The 15,650-nt window shown below is 69.3% G+C and carries 15 protein-coding genes; 11 read left to right on the top strand and 4 right to left on the bottom strand.

The features are described from left to right. Nucleotides 1–151: 151 nt before the first annotated feature. A complete protein-coding gene (locus Q8N10_RS09885) occupies nucleotides 152–589 on the top strand; it encodes a helix-turn-helix domain-containing protein (protein ID WP_304781515.1) in 438 nt (145 codons plus the stop codon). Between the two features lie 313 nt (nucleotides 590–902). Here the strand turns inward: Q8N10_RS09885 and Q8N10_RS09880 are convergent, their stop codons facing one another. Continuing rightward, complete coding sequence (locus Q8N10_RS09880) at nucleotides 903–1,793, bottom strand: LysR substrate-binding domain-containing protein (RefSeq protein WP_304781512.1); 891 nt, start codon at nucleotides 1,791–1,793, stop codon at nucleotides 903–905. A 54-nt stretch (nucleotides 1,794–1,847) separates the two neighbouring features. On the opposite strand from Q8N10_RS09880, the gene Q8N10_RS09875 reads away from it, so the two are divergent. The 6 genes from Q8N10_RS09875 to Q8N10_RS09850 all read left to right on the top strand — a co-directional run bounded on the left by Q8N10_RS09875 (nucleotide 1,848) and on the right by Q8N10_RS09850 (nucleotide 9,417). Then, nucleotides 1,848–3,014 carry an MFS transporter gene (locus Q8N10_RS09875; RefSeq protein WP_304781510.1) on the top strand — a complete coding sequence of 389 codons (1,167 nt, stop codon included), beginning with the start codon at nucleotides 1,848–1,850 and terminating at the stop codon, nucleotides 3,012–3,014. A 71-nt stretch (nucleotides 3,015–3,085) separates the two neighbouring features. Next, the gene (gene guaB, locus Q8N10_RS09870) at nucleotides 3,086–4,552 is read left to right on the top strand and encodes an IMP dehydrogenase (RefSeq protein ID WP_304781507.1); all 1,467 of its coding nucleotides are present in this window, start codon (nucleotides 3,086–3,088) and stop codon (nucleotides 4,550–4,552) included. Then, nucleotides 4,549–4,950, top strand: a complete 402-nt coding sequence (locus Q8N10_RS09865) for an MAPEG family protein (protein WP_304781504.1) — start codon at nucleotides 4,549–4,551, stop codon at nucleotides 4,948–4,950. Before guaB ends, Q8N10_RS09865 begins: the two co-directional genes overlap by 4 nt. A gap of 15 nt (nucleotides 4,951–4,965) precedes the next feature. Beyond that, the gene (locus Q8N10_RS09860) at nucleotides 4,966–6,264 is read left to right on the top strand and encodes an RsmB/NOP family class I SAM-dependent RNA methyltransferase (RefSeq protein WP_304781501.1); all 1,299 of its coding nucleotides are present in this window, start codon (nucleotides 4,966–4,968) and stop codon (nucleotides 6,262–6,264) included. Further along, a complete protein-coding gene (guaA, locus tag Q8N10_RS09855; protein WP_304781498.1) occupies nucleotides 6,261–7,817 on the top strand; it encodes a glutamine-hydrolyzing GMP synthase in 1,557 nt (518 codons plus the stop codon). The genes Q8N10_RS09860 and guaA overlap by 4 nt, the downstream gene beginning before the upstream one ends. A gap of 97 nt (nucleotides 7,818–7,914) precedes the next feature. After that, on the top strand, nucleotides 7,915–9,417 hold the full coding sequence (locus Q8N10_RS09850; RefSeq protein WP_304781496.1) for a serine hydrolase: 1,503 nt from the start codon (nucleotides 7,915–7,917) through the stop codon (nucleotides 9,415–9,417). Between the two features lie 20 nt (nucleotides 9,418–9,437). On the opposite strand, the gene msrA is transcribed toward Q8N10_RS09850, so the two are convergent. After that, a complete protein-coding gene (msrA, locus tag Q8N10_RS09845; protein WP_304781493.1) occupies nucleotides 9,438–9,944 on the bottom strand; it encodes a peptide-methionine (S)-S-oxide reductase MsrA in 507 nt (168 codons plus the stop codon). A gap of 183 nt (nucleotides 9,945–10,127) precedes the next feature. Between msrA and Q8N10_RS09840 the strand changes: the two genes are divergently transcribed. Continuing rightward, on the top strand, nucleotides 10,128–10,367 hold the full coding sequence (locus Q8N10_RS09840; RefSeq protein ID WP_304781490.1) for a hypothetical protein: 240 nt from the start codon (nucleotides 10,128–10,130) through the stop codon (nucleotides 10,365–10,367). Nucleotides 10,368–10,370: 3 nt separating this feature from the next. Here the strand turns inward: Q8N10_RS09840 and Q8N10_RS09835 are convergent, their stop codons facing one another. Together Q8N10_RS09835 and ilvD are read right to left on the bottom strand one after the other, a co-directional pair. After that, nucleotides 10,371–11,897 (bottom strand): M20/M25/M40 family metallo-hydrolase, encoded by a 1,527-nt coding sequence (locus Q8N10_RS09835; RefSeq protein ID WP_304781487.1) that lies wholly within the window; start codon nucleotides 11,895–11,897, stop codon nucleotides 10,371–10,373. Between the two features lie 124 nt (nucleotides 11,898–12,021). Then, nucleotides 12,022–13,875 (bottom strand): dihydroxy-acid dehydratase, encoded by a 1,854-nt coding sequence (gene ilvD, locus Q8N10_RS09830; RefSeq protein ID WP_304781484.1) that lies wholly within the window; start codon nucleotides 13,873–13,875, stop codon nucleotides 12,022–12,024. 149 nt (nucleotides 13,876–14,024) lie between these two features. On the opposite strand from ilvD, the gene Q8N10_RS09825 reads away from it, so the two are divergent. From Q8N10_RS09825 to Q8N10_RS09815, 3 genes are read left to right on the top strand one after another with little or no spacing between them, the layout of a single operon-like run. Continuing rightward, nucleotides 14,025–14,591 (top strand): XRE family transcriptional regulator, encoded by a 567-nt coding sequence (locus Q8N10_RS09825; RefSeq protein WP_304781482.1) that lies wholly within the window; start codon nucleotides 14,025–14,027, stop codon nucleotides 14,589–14,591. 2 nt (nucleotides 14,592–14,593) lie between these two features. Beyond that, a complete protein-coding gene (locus tag Q8N10_RS09820; RefSeq protein ID WP_304781479.1) occupies nucleotides 14,594–15,130 on the top strand; it encodes a GNAT family N-acetyltransferase in 537 nt (178 codons plus the stop codon). A gap of 32 nt (nucleotides 15,131–15,162) precedes the next feature. Further along, nucleotides 15,163–15,513: an ArsC family reductase gene (locus Q8N10_RS09815; protein ID WP_304781477.1), complete on the top strand. Its 351-nt coding sequence runs from the start codon at nucleotides 15,163–15,165 to the stop codon at nucleotides 15,511–15,513. Nucleotides 15,514–15,650: the final 137 nt, after the last annotated feature.

Here is a 15,650-nt window from a genome sequence, read left to right as displayed (position 1 = left end):
AGGCCGAGGGACAGCTGCTCGCTATGCGGCGGGTGCAGGCGACGGAAGATTCACTGTCCGTCATGCTTGCCTTCCGCTCGGGCGGCCCTCATCTGGTGGAGCTGTAGGACTTCAAGTCACTTGAGGTTCAAGCGTTGTTTTCGGAGCCTGCATGGACCGCGCCCTTTCTATCGGCCGCCTTGCTGAGCGCAGCGGCACGAACCCGCCGACGATCCGCTATTACGAGCAGATCGGGCTCCTGAAGCGGCCGGATCGCCGTGAGGGCGGCCACCGCACCTATGGCCAAACCGACCTCACTCGCCTGACCTTCATCCGGCGATGCCGGGAATTTGGCTTTCCCATCGAGCAGGTCCGCAGCTTGGTCGACCTGCTGGAGAATGAGGATCGTTCGTGTACGGACGCTCGGGACTTGGCGCGCGACAACCTGACTCTCGTTCAGGCCAAGCTGGAGGCGCTACGGGCGCTAGAGACCAACCTCATCCAGATGGTGAATGACTGCGAGGCTGTCTGTGTCGGCGGACCCGGCCCGAACTGCGTCATCCTCGAGGACCTGTCGGAGCCAAGCAGGTCTAAGTGCCAGGGCTGTTAGTCGCTCGGTCTCGAGCGATGCTTCGCACGGCCTGTAATGGGGGACGTCTCAGAGATGTCGCCGCGTGACTGGGATGGGCGAGCGCAGCTTGGGCGCCTCTTCGCAATGGCGCCCCACGTCCGGTAAGGCTAGCCCCGCACGACGGCGACCAGATAGCGCGCCACGGCCTCGCCGTCGTTGCGATACAAAACATCGGCGGGCGGGCCGAACTCCAGCCGGTCGCCGGCGCTCAGCAGTGTGGTGTGGTCGCCTTCTAAATTCTGGTGACACTGTATGAATTACAGTGAAGGCCGCCTGCCGGCCAAGCGTTGCCCTAGACTGAGGGCGGCGCCTGCGTCCTGGCGCCCTCCGCCAGCAGCCACCCCCGGAACTGATCCAGCGCCCGGCTGCTGACCCCCGGCGCGGCCAGTAGGGCGAACCCGCTCTGGGCCGGGATGAAGCCGAAGGGCGAGACCAGCCGCCCATTGCGCACATAGTCGGCCACCAGCGGCCAGGGCATGATCGCCACCCCCAGCCCCGCGATGGCGGCGTCGAGGGCGAAATGCAGGTGGGCGAAGGGCTGCTCGGGAGCCGGGGGCAGTTCCAGTCCCGCCAGGGCCGCCCAGATCGCCCAGCCCTGCGGGTGGCTCTGGGCCGTCAGGCGCGGCGCCCGCAAGGCGTCGGGGAAACGCTGCGCCAGGCTCGGCGCCATCACCGCGCCTAAGTGGCTGGGCATGAAGGGGGTGACCAGGGGATCGGCCAGCCGGCTGGTGGGGACCAGCCGCACCACCGCGTCGGCCCCGCGCTGGCTGACCGCGTGGGAGGCCAGCTCCGTCAGATGCAGGCGCACGCCGGGATGGGCCTGGGTGAACCGCGACAGGCGGGGGATCAGCCACTTCACCGAGATGCTGGCGTTGACCGCGATGTGCAGGTCCTCGCCCCCCCCGCGCGCCTGGCGCACGGCGCCGGTGATCTGGTCGAAGGCGGCGGTCAGGGCCGGCAGCAGGGCCGCGCCGGCCGGGGTCAGCTCCAGCCGATGCTTGGGCCCGGTGAACAGCCGCACCCCCAGGCTCAGCTCCAGGGCCTTCACCTGCCGGCTCACCGCCGAATGGGTGACGTGCAGCTCGTCCGCCGCCAGGGTCGCCCGCCCGGTGCGCGCCATGGCCTCGAAGGCGCGCAGGGCGTTCAGGGAGGGCAGGGGGCTTGATGTGAGATTTTCGAACATCCCTTTGCCAATATGTCGATTTCCGTCATCAGGCAATCGGCGCACAAGCTGGGGATGGCGTCGAACCCTCACCCGCCCCAGACCGTGATCATGCTGGCCCTGGGGCTGGGGCAGACCATCGCCTTCGCCTCCAGCTTCTATCTGATCGGTGTGCTGGGCGACGACATCGCCGCCGAGCTCCGCCTCGCACCCACCTTCGTCTTCAGCCTGATGTCGGTGGCCCTGGCCGCCAGCGCGGTGGCCGCGCCGTCCGCCGGACGCTGGGTCGACCGCCATGGCGGCAAGGCTCCGCTGCTGATCTCCAACCTGGTGTTCGCCGCCGGCCTTGGCCTCATCGGCCTGGCGCGGGGCCCCGTCCTCCTGACCCTCGGCATGATTGTCCTGGGCCTGGCCATGGCCTTGGGTCTCTACGGCACGCCCTTCGCCATCCTGGTCACCCTCTATGGCGACCAGGCCCGGCGCTCGATCACCGGGGTGGCCCTGATCGGCGGCCTGGGTTCCAGCCTCGGCTTTCCCGTCACCCACTGGCTGGGCCAGCAGTTGGGCTGGCAGGGCGCCTGTCTGGCCTGGGCGGCGGCCCACATTCTCATCTGCCTGCCCCTGGGCGCCCTCGTCATTCCACGAGACCTCGGCGGCCACATGTCGGCCAATGTCGGCCCCCCCGCGCCGGTGGTCTGGGACCGCGCGATGATCCAGCTATCGGTTCTATTTGCGGGGGCCTGGTTCATTTCCACCTGCATGAGCACCCATCTTCCGCGGCTCTTGGTGGCGTTTGGTCTCTCCGTGACGGCCGCCATGTCCACCGCCGCCCTGGTGGGCCTGGCCGCCGTCGCCATCCGCGCCCTGGAGTTCGCCGTCCTGCGCCGCTTCCCGCCGCTGCTGGCCACCCGCGCGGCCACCCTCATGCACCCCCTGGGCGCCGCGGCCCTGCTCACCTTCGGCAAGGTCGCGGCCCCCGCCATGGCGCTGGGCCAAGGCGCCGGCAACGGCATGCTCACCGTGGCCAAGGGGGTGCTGCCGCTCAGCATCTGGGGGCCTGAAGGATACGCCTACCGCTCGGCGGTCCTCGGCCGCCCGGCCCAGATCGCCCAGATCGGCGGCCCGGCCCTCTACGGCCTGGCCATCGACCGCTCGCCGACCCTCGCCCTGACGGGCGGGGCCGCCCTCTGCCTGGTCATGTTCGCCATGACCTTCGGCCTCAACAAGGAGCCCTCGACATGACCCTGCTGGACGCTGCCCTTGCCCGACCCCATACGGACGCCTTATACGCGGCTCGCAAAATGGAGACTCCAATGGAGATTCGCGAAGGGCTCACCTTCGACGACGTTTTGCTCGAACCCGGCGCATCCGATGTGATGCCCGGCCAGGTGGACACCGCCACCCGGTTCACGCGCGAAATCCGTCTGAACATACCGCTTGTGTCCTCGGCCATGGACACCGTCACCGAGAGCCGCCTGGCCATCGCCATGGCCCAGGCCGGCGGTCTGGGCGTGCTGCACCGGAACATGACGCCGGACGAGCAGGCCGAGCAGGTCCGCGAGGTGAAGCGCTACGAAAGCGGCATGGTCATCAACCCGCTGACCATCAACCCGGACACCCCGCTCAGCGAGGTCCTGGCCATCAAGACGCGGCGCAAGATCTCCGGCTTCCCGGTGGTCGAGCCCGGCACCGGCAAGCTGGTGGGCATCCTGACCAACCGCGACATGCGGTTCGAGGGCTCCAGCGAAGTCCCGGCCAAGGCTTTGATGACCAAGGAAAACCTGATCACGGTGCGCGAAGGCTGCACCCAGGACGAGGCCCGCGCCCTCCTGCGCAAGCACAAGATCGAGCGGATCATCGTCGTCGATGAGGCCTACCGCGCCGTCGGCCTGATCACCGTCAAGGATATGGAAAAGGCCCAGGCCCACCCCATCGCCGCCAAGGACGCCCAGGGCCGCCTGCTGGTGGGCGCGGCCTCCACCGTGGGCGACGGCGGCTATGAGCGCTCCATGGCCCTGGTGGACGCCGGCGTCGACGTGGTGGTGATCGACACCGCCCACGGCCACAACGCCGATGTCGCCGCGGCCGTCGCCCGCCTGAAGCGCGAGACCAACCGGGTCCAGATCGTCGCCGGCAACGTCGCCACCTACGAAGGCGCGCGGGCGCTGATCGACGCCGGCGCCGACGCGGTGAAGGTCGGCATCGGCCCGGGCTCCATCTGCACCACCCGTATCGTGGCCGGCGTGGGCGTGCCCCAGCTGACCGCCATCGCCGACGCCGTGCGCGCCGCGGCCGGCACCGACGTGCCGGTCATCGCCGACGGCGGCATCAAGTACTCCGGCGACCTGGCCAAGGCGCTGGCCATGGGCGCCCAGGTGGCCATGATGGGCTCGGCCTTCGCCGGCACCGACGAGGCGCCGGGCGAGGTCTTCCTGTACCAGGGTCGCTCCTACAAGGCCTATCGCGGCATGGGGTCCCTGGGCGCCATGTCCACCGCCAACGGCTCGGCCGACCGCTACTTCCAGAAGGAGGTCTCGGCCCTCAAGCTGGTGCCCGAGGGCATCGAGGGCCAGGTCGCCTACAAGGGTCCCATCGCCGCCATCCTGCACCAGATGGTGGGCGGTCTCCGGGCCGCCATGGGCTATACCGGCGCCGCCGACCTGCAGGCCTTCCGCGACAAGGCCCGGTTCATCCGGATCACCGGCGCCGGTCTGCGCGAGAGCCACGTCCACGACGTCATGATGACCCGTGAGGCCCCCAACTATACGAGCCCGGTATGATGACCGCCGCCGCCCTCGAGTTGCAGCTCCTGGCCGCCGCGGTGGTGGTGGGCCTCGTCCAGTTCCTCTGGGCGACCCTGGCCGCCCGGGGGCAGCAGGGCCTGACCTACGGTCGCGGACCCCGCGACCAGCCGATCAAGCTCACCGGCGCCGCAGGCCGGCTGGAACGCGCCTACGCCAACTTCCTGGAGACCTTCCCGCTCCACGCCGCGGCGGTGATCATCGCCTATCTGGCGGCCAAGCTGGGGGACCTGACGCTGTGGGGCTCGGTGCTCTACGTGGCCGCCCGCGCCCTGCACCCAATCCTCTACGTGATCGCCATCCCCTTCCTGCGCAGCCTTGTCTGGTTCATCGGGTTCTGCGGCACCCTGGCGGTCGTCGCCGCCATCTTCCTGTGACGGCGGGCCAAGCCCTTGCGTGACGGGGGACGCCTCTCGGCCGCCATCGAGGTTCTCACCGACGTCGAGGAACGCCACCGGCCGGTGCGCCTGGCCCTCAAGTCCTGGGGCAATGACGCCCGCTACGCCGGCTCCAAGGACCGCGCCTGGGTCTCCGGCCTGGTGCTCGACGCCCTGCGCCGTCGCCGCTCCATCGCCTGGAAGATGGGCGACGACAGCGTTCGCGCCGCCATCCTGGGCGTGCTGAAATACGAGTGGGACTGGCCGGTCGACCGTATCGCCGCCGCCGTCACCGAGGAACCCCACGGCCACGGCGCGCTCACCGAGGCCGAGACCGCGGCCCTCGAGACGCCCCGCGACCTGGCCGACGCGCCAGCGTCCGTGCGCGGCGACTATCCGCAGTGGCTGGAGGCCAGCTTCGCCCGCGCCTTTGGCGACGCCGCCGCGCGGGAAGGCGAGGCGCTCTCTGAACGGGCCCCCATCGACCTGCGGGTCAATACGCTGAAGACCGATCCCGCCCGCGCGCTCAAGGCTACCCAGCCACTGAACGCCGCCGCCGTGCCGGAACTGCCCAACGCCCTGCGCATCCCTGCGCCCGCCGCCACCGACCGGGCCGGCGCCGTCGAGACCATTCCGGCCTTCTCCAAGGGCTGGTTCGAGGTGCAGGATCTCGGCTCTCAGATCGCCGCGGCCTGCGCCGGCCAGGTCAAGGGCGCCCAGGTCCTGGACCTCTGCGCCGGAGGCGGGGGCAAGACCCTCGCGCTTGCCGCCGCCATGGGCAACACCGGTCAGATCTACGCCTATGACAGCGAGGCGCGGCGCCTGGCCGACACCATCCGCCGGGCCGACCGCGCCGGCGTCCGCAACCTGCAGATCCGTTCGCCGGTGACCGAGGGGCCGCTGGTCGGCCTGGAAGGCAAGATGGACGTGGTCTTCATCGACGCCCCCTGTTCCGGGTCCGGCGCCTGGCGCCGCCATCCCGACACCAAGTGGCGGCTCAGCGAGGAGACCTTCGCCCGCCGTCAGTCCGACCAGGACGCCGTGCTGGACCTGGGCGCCGCCTTCGTGAAGCCCGGCGGCCGCCTGATCTACGTCACCTGCTCGGTCCTGCCCGAGGAGGACGAGGACCGCGTCGCCGCCTTCCTGGCCCGCACGGAAGGTTTCGCCGTCAAACCCGCGACGTCCGACGAACACCTCACTGCGCACCTGACCCCGGAAGGCTATCTCCGCCTGACCCCCGCCACCGCCGCCACCGACGGCTTCTTCGTCGCGGTGCTGGAGCGAACCCAACCTCTCGCCGACAAAGCCCCATGACCCCCACCCACGAACGCGTCCTAATCGTCGATTTCGGCAGCCAGGTGACCCAGCTGATCGCGCGGCGCCTGCGCGAGAGCGGCGTCTTCTGCGAGATCCATCCCTACGACAAGGTCGAGGCCATGCTGGCCGACTTCGCCCCCAAGGCGGTGATCCTGTCCGGCGGCCCAGCCAGCGTCCACGAGGCCGAGAGCCCCGCCGTCACCCGGCGGGTCTTCGAACTGGGAGTCCCGGTGCTGGGCATCTGCTACGGCGAGATGACCATGTGCGCCGAACTGGGCGGCAAGGTCGAGGGCGGCCATCACCGCGAGTTCGGCCGCGCCGAGATCAAGATCGAAAAGGCCTCGCCCCTGCTGGCCGGCCTCGGCGATGTCGGCGATCTGGAAACCGTCTGGATGAGCCACGGCGACAAGATCACCGCCATCCCGGAAGGCTTCGAGGTCGTCGCCTCCTCGCCGGGCTCCCCCTACGCGGTCATCGCCGACGAGGCTCGCCGCTTCTATGGCATCCAGTTCCACCCGGAGGTGGCCCACACCCCGCGCGGCGCCCAGATGCTGCGGAACTTCACCCACGGCATCGCGGGCCTGACGGGCGACTGGACCATGGCCTCGTTCCGCCAGGAGGTGGTGGCGAAGATCCGCGACCAGGTCGGCGACGGCAAGGTGATCTGCGGCCTGTCGGGCGGCGTCGACTCCTCGGTGGCCGCGGTCCTGATCCACGAGGCCATCGGCGCCCAGCTGACCTGCGTCTTCGTCGACACCGGCCTGCTGCGCCACAACGAAGCCGAGCAGGTCGTCACCCTGTTCCGCGACCACTACAACATTCCGCTCATCCACGTGGACGCCGGCGACCTGTTCCTCGGCGAGCTGGCGGGCGTCAGCGACCCCGAGGCCAAGCGCAAGACCATCGGGCGCCTGTTCATCGAGGTCTTCGACAAGGAGAGCGCCAAGATCGAGGGCGCGGCCTTCCTCGCCCAGGGCACCCTCTATCCCGACGTGATCGAGAGCGTCTCCACCAGCGGCGGCCCCTCGGCGGTGATCAAGAGCCACCACAATGTCGGCGGCCTGCCCGACTACATGAAGCTGAAGCTGGTGGAGCCCCTGCGCGAGCTCTTCAAGGACGAGGTCCGCGCGCTCGGCGTGGAGCTTGGCCTCGCCCCGGCCTTCGTCGGCCGCCACCCGTTCCCGGGCCCCGGCCTGGCCATCCGCATCCCCGGCGAGATCACCCGCGAAAAGGTCGCCGTCCTGCAGCAGGCCGACGCCATCTATCTGGACGAGATCCGCAAGGCCGGCCTCTACGACAAGATCTGGCAGGCCTTCGCGGTGCTGCTCCCGGTCAAGACCGTCGGCGTCATGGGCGACGCCCGCACCTATGAGGACGTGCTGGCCCTGCGCGCCGTCACCTCCACCGACGGCATGACCGCCGACTTCTTCGAATTCCCCTGGGAGGTCCTGGGCCGCTGCGCCACCCGGATCATCAACGAGGTCCGCGGCGTCAACCGCGTGGTCTACGACGTGACGAGCAAGCCCCCTGGGACGATCGAGTGGGAGTAGGGCGCCGCCCCTAGCCTGAGCCCGCCAAGCTCGGCCGACTTGCCTGCCGCGCCACGGTGGGCGAGGAAGGATTTCGGTTCGCGGCGGGGGCAGGTCCATGTTGAAGCGATTTCGGACGATGGCCGTGGCGATCCTCGCCGCACTGCTCGCGCCTCAGTCCCTGCAGGCTGCCCCGCCCACGGCCGACGTGCTGAGGGAGATCGACCAGATCTTCGAGACCTGGCGGCTGGACTCTCACGTCCCCGGCCTCGTCTACGGGGTCGTCCAGGACGGCAGGCTGGTGGCGGTGAGGAGCCTGGGGGTCCAGGACCCCACCTCCAAGGCGCCGGTCACTGCCGACACCCGCTTCCGCATCGCCTCGATGAGCAAGGCCTTCACGGCGCTCGCCATCCTGAAGCTGCGGGACGAGGGCAGGCTGTCCCTCGACGCGCCTGCTGAGACCTATGTGCCGGAGATGCGGAGCTGGACCTATCCCACCCGCGACAGCCGCAAGATCCGCGTCCGCGACCTGCTTCACCACACCGCCGGGTTCGTCACCGACGATCCCTGGGGGGACCGGCAGCAGCCGCTGTCGGAGGCCGCGTTCACGCAGATGCTGAAGACCGGCGTGCCGTTCGCGCGGTCGTCGGGCCTGGCGATGGAGTATTCCAACTTCGGCTACGCCACCCTTGGCCGCATCATCACCAATGTCTCAGGCATGCCCTACCAGGCCTATATCGGCGACACGATCCAGGCGCCGCTCGGCATGGGGTCCACCAGCTACGACGTCGCCAAGTCGCCGGCTGAACGCCGCGCCAACGGCTACCGCTGGCAGGACGACGCCTGGGTCCGCGAACCTGACATGGCCGACGGCGCGTTCGGCGCCATGGGCGGCGTCGAGACCACCGCCAACGACTATGCGCGCTGGGTGGGCTTCCTGCTCTCAGCCTGGCCGCCCCGCGACGACGCCGAGGCCGGCCCCGTCGCGCGCGCCACCGTGCGCGAGATCGTCGAGGGCTCCAACTTCCCGCGCGGCGTGATGCGAGCGACCACCGCCGGCGAACCGTGCCGGATCGCGCGCACCTACGGCATGGGCTGGATCGTCATCGATGACTGTGACCTGGGCCGCTACCTCACCCACGGCGGCGGCTATCCTGGCTACGGGTCCAACGTCCTGTTGCTGCCTGACCGTGGAGTCGGGATCTTCGCCCTGTCCAACCGGACCTATGCCGGGCCGTCCGTGCCCGTGCTCAGGGCCGCCCTGGCCCTCGCCGACGTCGACGCGATCCCCGACAGGTTAGTTCCGGTGAGCCAGGGCGTGAGGGAGGCCTATCAGGTCGTCCGTGGCGTCTGGGCGGCCGGCACGGTGGCCGGCGCCAGGCCCGCCCTGGCTATCAACTTCCTGATGGACCGCGACGAGGCGCGCTGGGCGCGCGACCTGGCCCGGCTGAAGGCCGAGGTCGGGGCCTGTCCCGCGAGCGAGGCGGTGACGCCCCTGACCGCCATGGAGGCCACCTTCACCTGGACCTGCGAGCACGGGCGCATCAAGGGCGGCTTCCTGCTGGCGCCCACCCGCGCGGTGGCCCTCCAGAGGCTCGACCTCGAGGTGGCCAAGCCCTGACCAGCGGCTAACGTCTTGAATTAGGCCGAGGCGCGGACCGGCAGCTTCCAGCCCGGCCGCACGAAGTGGCAGGTGTAGCCGTTGGGGATGCGCTCCAGATAGTCCTGGTGCTCCGGCTCGGCTTCCCAGAAGTCGCCCACCGGCTCGACCTCGGTCACCACCTTGCCCGGCCACAGGCCCGAGGCCTCGACGTCGGCGATGGTGTCCAGGGCCACCTGCTTCTGGGCCTCGTCGGTGTAGTAGATCGCCGAGCGATAGCTCAGGCCGATGTCGTTACCCTGGCGGTTCTTGGTGGTGGGATCGTGGATCTGGAAGAAGAACTCAAGCAGGTCGCGGTAGCTGATCCGCGCCGGATCAAAGACGATCTCGATGGCCTCGGCGTGGGTCCCGTGGTTGCGATAGGTGGCGTTCTTCACGTCGCCGCCGGAATAGCCGACCCGTGTGGAGATCACGCCGTCATAGCGGCGGATCAGATCCTGCATGCCCCAGAAGCAGCCGCCGGCCAGCACCGCACGTTCCTGACTCATCGATCTTCTCCTTCAATCTTCGGCGACCCTAGGCGCCCGGCCGCCCGAGGCCAAGCCCGGTTGATGGCTAGATGGGGTTCTTGCCCGCCGATCCAAGCCTCGCCATCGGACGGGCGCCTCGCGGGGCGAAATTCTGCCACACCCGCGTGGTCCGTCAGCCGCTCCACGGATGCGGAGTTTCCCATGCGCCCGAGTTTCCTGATCCTCGCCGCCGCCCTGGCCGCCGCCTCCACCGCCATGGCGGCGGAGGGCCGGTTCATCCATCCCGCCGACACCAACAAGGATGACCGGCTCAGCAAGGCCGAGTGGGCCGCCTACAAGCTGCCGGCCGCCGAGTTCGCCAAGGCCGACAAGAACGCCGACGGCCTGCTCGACGGCCACGAATTTGGCGCCTGGTACATGGCCCGGCAGGCCTCCAAGTAGCGCCTACTTCGCTGCGGCGATCTCGTAGAGGAAATCCACATAGCTCATGGTCGAGCCCACCAGGCCCTGGACCTTCGGGTTGCTGGACTCGATCACGTAGTACTCGTTGGGCGCATGCGCCCCGCTGCCGTGACCCAGGCCGAACTGGCCGGCCGGCAGGCTGACCGGCGCCGAGGTGAACACCGCCCCTGGCCACGAACCGGCCAGGCGGGGATAGATGGTGGTCGGAACCTTGTTGCGCTTGTAGGTGGCCAGCTCGGCCTTGATCAGCCGGCTGTTCTCGTCGGTCTCGGTGGGGTCGTAGCCGCCGCTGACATTGACCTCGATGTCCGCAAAGCCGCGCTTGTCCAGGTGGGCGCGCAGCTTGGCCACCGAGTCCTCGGCGGTCATGTTGGGCACCAGGCGCAGGTCCATCTTGGCCACCGCCCGGCCGGGCAGGATGGTCTTGCCGCCGGGGCCGGTATAGCCCGACACTAGGCCCTCGATGTTCACCGTCGGCTGTGAGGCTAGCCGCTCCAGGGTCTTCTCCCAGGGCAGGTCGTCGATGAAGTGCTCGACCCCCAGCGCCTTCTTGGCGTCGGCCTCGCTGAGCTGCTTGCCGGCCAGGGCGATCAGCTCCTTCTCCCGGGGTGTCAGGGGACGGACCTTCTCGAAATAGTTGTCGATGGCCGGATTGTTGCCGTCCGGAGTGACCAGGGTGGTGAGCGCCTGCACCAGCCGCCAGGCCGGGCTGTCGACCCGGGCCTTCTCGCTGGAGTGGATGTCGGTCTTGGGGCCTCGACCCCACTTGGCGCCGCTCGCCACCAGCTCCAGCTCGACGATGCCCTTGGCGCCAAGGTTGACCGTCACGCCCCCGTCGCTGGGGCTCTGCCAGCCGGCGGGGATGATCACGCCCTCGCACTTCTTCAGGGCGGCCAGGATGTGGGGCTTGGTGACGATCTGGCGGAAGTGGGGGCTGCCGATCTCCTCCTCGCCTTCGCAGATCAGCACCACGTTCACCGGCGATGTCTTGCCGGCCGCGCGGAGGGCGTGCAGCCCGGCCAGGAAGGCGGCCTGAGGCCCCTTCTGGTTCACCGCGCCGCGCCCGACGATCACCTTGCCGAAGCCGGGCTTGTCGACGATCCGCGCCTCCAGCGGCGGGGAGCTCCACTCGGCGGGGTCGTACTGCTTCACGTCGTACATGAAGTAGATGCCCATCCAGCGCTTGGCGCCGACATCCAGGGTGGCGAACACGCCGGGCGCGCCCTCGGTGGCCACCTTCTCGACGTGATGGAAGCCGGCGTCCTTGGCCAGGGCCGCCATGTAGTCGGCGCCCTTCTCCATATCGAGGTTCTCGGCGGCGATGGAGGGCAGGGCGATCCAGTCCTGGATGCGCTTCACCGAGGCCGCGTAGCCCGCCTCGGCGGCCTTGCGGATGGCGGGCAGGTCGCCGCTGGCGGCGAGGGCCAGGCCGGGCGTGAACAGGGCGGCGGCCGCGCCTCCGGCCAGCAGCGTGCGACGATCCGTGGCGATGGTTCCCAGGTTCGACATCCCAATCCCTCCAGGCCTGAATGGCGGGAATAGGACTGTCATAATCAGGGCCCGGCAAGCCTGATCTGGCGGAGCCATGTTCGATCAGCGCGGAGTCGGCCGCGCCAGACTGGCCCCCGCGCCGTCAGCCTCTGAACTGATCCACGTCCCGCACCGCGCCGCGGGCGGCGCTGGTGGTGAAGGCGGCGTAGGCGCGCAGGGCCATGGAGACCTTGCGTTCGCGCTTGGCGGCCGGGGTCCAGGCCTCGGGTCCCCGGGCCAACTGCGCGGCCCGGCGCTCGGCGATCACCGCGTCGCTCACGGCCAGGTGGATGCTCCGCTGCGGGATGTTGATCTCGATCTGGTCGCCGTCCTGCACCAGGCCGATCAGCCCGCCCTCGGCGGCTTCGGGCGAGACGTGGCCGATGGAGAGGCCCGAGGTGCCGCCGGAGAACCGGCCGTCGGTGATCAGGGCGCAGGCCTTCCCCAGGCCCTTCGATTTCAGATAGCTGGTGGGATAGAGCATTTCCTGCATGCCGGGCCCGCCGCGCGGCCCCTCGTAGCGGATCACCACCACGTCGCCGGCCTTGATCTTGCCGGTCAGGATGGCGCTCACCGAGGCGTCCTGGCTCTCGAACACCCGGGCCGTGCCGGTGAAGACCAGGATGCTGTCGTCCACGCCCGCCGTCTTCACGATGCAGCCGTCCAGGGCCAGGTTGCCCTTCAGCACCGCCAGGCCGCCGTCCTTGGAAAACGCGTTCTCGACATTGCGGATCACGCCGCCCGCCCGGTCCAGGTCCAGCGCGTCCCAGCGGCGGCTCTGGCTGAAGGCGGTCTGGGTCGGCACGCCGCCCGGCGCGGCCTTGAAGAAGGTATGGACGCTCTCGCTGGTGGTGCGGGCGATGTCCCAGCGGTCCAGGGCCTCCCCCAGGGTGGCGCTGTGGACAGTCGGGGTGTCGGTGTGCAGCAGGCCGCCGCGCTCCAGCTCCCCCAGCAGGGCCATGACCCCGCCCGCGCGGTGGACATCCTCCATGTGCACGTCGGACTTGGCCGGCGCGACCTTGGACAGGCAGGGCACCCGGCGCGACAGACGGTCGATGTCGTCCATGGTGAAGTCGACCTCCGCCTCATGGGCGGCGGCCAGCAGGTGCAGGACGGTGTTGGTGGAGCCGCCCATGGCGATGTCCAGGCTCATGGCGTTCTCGAAGGCCTGGAAATTGGCCACCGAGCGCGGCAGCACGCTGGCGTCGTCCTGCTCGTAGAAGCGCCGGGTGATGTCCACCACTGTGTGGCCGGCCTCCAGGAACAGCCGCTCGCGGTCGGCGTGGGTGGCCAGGACCGAGCCGTTGCCGGGCAGGGATAGGCCGAGCGCCTCGGTCAGGCAGTTCATCGAATTGGCGGTGAACATCCCCGAGCAGGAGCCGCAGGTGGGGCAGGCCGACCGCTCGATGGTCGCCACGTCCTCGTCGGAGACGGACTCGTCAGCGGCGGCGACCATGGCGTCCACCAGGTCCAGGGCGACTTCCTTGCCGTTGAGGATCACCTTGCCGGCCTCCATCGGCCCGCCGGAGACGAAGACCGTGGGGATGTTCAGCCGCAGGGACGCCATCAGCATGCCTGGCGTGATCTTGTCGCAGTTGGAGATGCAAACCATGGCGTCCACGCAGTGGGCGTTGGCCATGTACTCGACGCTGTCGGCGATCAGTTCGCGCGAAGGCAGGCTGTAGAGCATGCCGTCGTGGCCCATGGCGATGCCGTCGTCGACGGCGATGGTGTTGAATTCCTTGGCCACCCCGCCGGCCCGCTCGATCTCGCGCGCCACCAGCTGGCCCAGGTCCTTGAGGTGCACGTGGCCCGGCACGAACTGGGTGAAGGAGTTCACCACCGCGATGATCGGCTTGCCGAAGTCGGCGTCCTTCATCCCGGTGGCGCGCCAGAGCCCGCGGGCGCCGGCCATGTTGCGGCCATGGGTGGAGGTGCGGGAACGGTAAGCGGGCATGACGGTCTCAAGGGGCTCTGGAGCGAAGGCCTGCACATGGCGTGATCATCCCGCCATGTCCATGCTTCGAGGTGAGCTTTTGCCGGCCTGTGGGCCCCGCGCCGCGCTATCGGGTTGATCTCACCTTTGTCGTCTCATATTCAAGACGAATGGATACTCTAGTAGACGATTCCGGAGCGCTGCTGGCCAGCCGCCTGAGGCTGGAGCGTGACATGCGCGGCTGGTCGCTCGCTGACCTCGCCGAGCGCGCTGGCGTCTCTAAGGCCACCATCAGCAAGATCGAGCGTCAGGAGGTCAGCCCCACCGCCGTCATCCTGGTCCGCCTGGCCGGCGCCTTCGACCTCACCCTGGCCGGCCTCCTGCTCCGCGCCGAGGGCGGCGGGGAGCGCCTGACGCGCGCGGCCGACCAGCAGGTCTGGCGCGACCCCGAGACCGGCTACCGCCGCCGCCAGGTGTTCAGCCGCCCTGACCACCCTGTTGAGACTGTCGAAGTCGAACTGCCCCCCGGCCAGCGCGTGACCCTGCCGGCCTCGTCCTACGCCCACATCCGACAGGTGGTCTGGGTGCGGGCCGGCGACCTGGTCATCCACGAGGGCGGCGACCGCCACGAGCTCGCCGCCGGCGACTGCCTGGGCTTTGGCCCGCCCGGCGAGGTGACCATCGCCAACGAGACCGCGCACCCTTGCACCTATGTCGTCGTCCTGGCCCGGAGCTGACCATGATCCAGATGCTCGACACCACCCACCGGGACGCCCTCAGCGACCTGCTCATCGAGGCGGTCACCAGCGGCGCGTCTGTCAGCTTCATGCACCCCATCAGCCGGGAGACGGCCGACGCCTTCTGGGACCACGCTCTCGCGGCCGCCGCCCGGGACGAGCGCGTCATCCTGGGCGCCTTCGACGGCGAGGCCCTGGTGGGTACGGTGACCCTGCTGCTGGACTGCCCCGACAACCAGCCGCACCGCGCCGAGATCGCCAAGATGATGACGCGGCTCAGCCACCGGGGCCGGGGGATCGCCACCGCCCTGCTGCGGGAAGCCGAGCGCCTGGCCGTGACCAGGTCCCGGACCCTGCTGGTGCTGGATACCGCCACGGACGGTGGCGCGGCCCCGCTCTATGAGGCCATGGGGTTCAAGCTCGCCGGGGTCATCCCCGACTATGCCTACAAGCCGCATGGCGGGCTCAGCGGCACGGCCATCTACTGGAAGCAGGCCGGGGTCCGGCCCAACGTCTCCAACCCGGGCGTGGCCCGGTAAGCTGGCCGCTGATTCGGACGGGGAGCGCCACGATGGGAAAGACCACGATCTACGGCATCAAGGCCTGCGACACGATGAAGAAGGCCCGGGACTGGCTGGACGGCCACGGCGTCGACTACGACTTCCACGACTACAAGACCGTCGGGATCGACTGCGCCACCTTGCAGGCCTGGGTCGGGAAGGTCGGCTGGGAGGTCTTGCTCAACCGCGCCGGGACCACCTTCCGCAAACTGCCTGAGGCCGACAAGGTGGGCGTCGACGAGGCCAAGGCCATCGCCCTGATGCTGGCCCAGCCTTCGATGATCAAGCGCCCGGTGCTGGAGGCCGGCGGCGACCTGCTGGTGGGTTTCAAACCCGAGGCCTACGCCGCGAAACTGGGCTAGGGCGTATCGACATTCAGGATTCTCACGGCGAGAGATGTCTGATTCATAGGGCTCCGTTCGATGGACGGAGCCCCTTTGATGTCGGTGAAGCGCTACGAGTTGAGCCAGGTGCAGTGGAAGCGGTTCGCGGACCTGCT

The sequence above is a fragment of the Phenylobacterium sp. genome, assembly GCF_030693625.1.
In the GTDB taxonomy this organism is placed as follows: domain Bacteria; phylum Pseudomonadota; class Alphaproteobacteria; order Caulobacterales; family Caulobacteraceae; genus Phenylobacterium; species Phenylobacterium ferrooxidans.
This window is presented reverse-complemented; position numbering and strand designations above follow the sequence as displayed.